The organism is Massilia sp. TSP1-1-2 (genome assembly GCF_049896185.1).
Lineage (GTDB): Bacteria > Pseudomonadota > Gammaproteobacteria > Burkholderiales > Burkholderiaceae_D > Telluria_A.
Genome location: NZ_JAFCTU010000070.1, coordinates 1,996 through 3,263, shown reverse-complemented (window position 1 = coordinate 3,263; position 1,268 = coordinate 1,996). Strand labels below are relative to the sequence as shown.

The 1,268-nt window shown below is 61.6% G+C and carries 2 protein-coding genes; both read right to left on the bottom strand.

The features are described from left to right. Positions 1–408: 408 nt before the first annotated feature. Complete coding sequence (locus tag ACP7BV_RS26780; protein WP_426107939.1) at positions 409–657, bottom strand: hypothetical protein; 249 nt, start codon at positions 655–657, stop codon at positions 409–411. Positions 658–666: 9 nt separating this feature from the next. Continuing rightward, the coding region (locus ACP7BV_RS26775) for an AAA family ATPase (RefSeq protein ID WP_426107938.1) at positions 667–1,268 on the bottom strand (602 nt) is incomplete at its 5' end.

The following is a 1,268-nucleotide window of genomic DNA, read 5'->3' as shown; positions in this document are numbered from 1 at the left end:
GCATGCCCCCATGATGCGTTATCTAAGATTTGTTTACAACAACTTTCTACACTGTGCGCTCAGGCTGAATAGTCACACACCAAGAACGGAATATTGTCCAGTTTTTCGGGTCTCAAAATATAGTATTGCTCCGCGTACTGAGCGCGTGCAAGATTTTTGATGGCTTGATGGTCACGATATCTGATGGTCAATCGGACGCTCTGCCGCGACGCGACCGCTCGTGACCGGCTGGCATCGTCGCAGCGGGGGCCGGCCCCGCAATGCGCTCCTGCATGTCCCCGCGAAGCGCCGGGGTACGCCCTGACCGGGCGACCTCGCATCCGCTCGGCTCGAATCGCCCCGGCCCGGCAGCTCGCCGAGCGCACCCGGTTTGGCAGGCACAGCTGTGGCGGCCGGTTGCGATGACGCTCAGAACAGGTCGGGCTCGTCTTCGCGTTTCTTGTCATCTACCCCGTTGACGCTCACCATGCACACCCGATCAGCATGGTGGTTGAGGATCTGGGCGTAGTAGGTCGCCTCGAAGCGGTGATACAGCTGTACCAGCACATCAGCCACGGCGGCGGCGGCTTCGTCTGACAGCTCCGGCAACTCGATCTCCAGCGTGACAGTTGGCCGCCGAGACCTGCGCGGCGTCGGACTCATTTTCTTCTTCATCATGATCAACCCTTAGGCGTGGCCGCGGCTATTGCGGCGTGTCGAATTGGTGGCGGAACTGGGCGCGGCGAACACGTCCAGATACAACTTGTCGTCCAGACTGGGCAGTTGACGCTGCGCCGCCACAGCCAGCAATTGCGCCGCCATATTGGTCATCACGCGATAGTTGCCGCCGGCGCGTTCACACAGCGTGTGCTTGAGTGTCGCGCTCATTAACGTGGCGGCCCCGGCGCTGTCGAGCAGATGATTCAGGCAGGCACTCAACTCTTCCCGTGACGCGTAGTCCAAGGTCAGCCGGGCCCGGATGCGCGTGCCCAGCGGCAGCAATTCATCGCGCGCCAGGGCATCGGACAGGCGTCCATCCCCGGCCAGAATGACGGCCAGCAAGGGCTGCGAGTCGAAGCGTGCCGACGCCAGCAGCCGCAACTCAAGCAATGTCTTTGGGCTCATTTCCTGGGCTTCGTCGATCAGCAGGCAGCTGCGCACGCGGGTCGCCGCAAGGTGGCTGACCCAGCGCTCACGCAAGGTCTTGAAACCACCCCAGTGATTGCTGGGCTTGAGGGCCACGCCAAACACTTCTGCCAGCTCACGGTAGAAGTCGCCCAGATTGCTTT

Bases quoted from the DNA above. Each gene is read 5' to 3' on its own strand.
- ACP7BV_RS26780 (WP_426107939.1), bottom strand. From the start codon at position 657: ATGATGAAGAAGAAAATGAGTCCGACGCCGCGCAGGTCTCGGCGGCCA.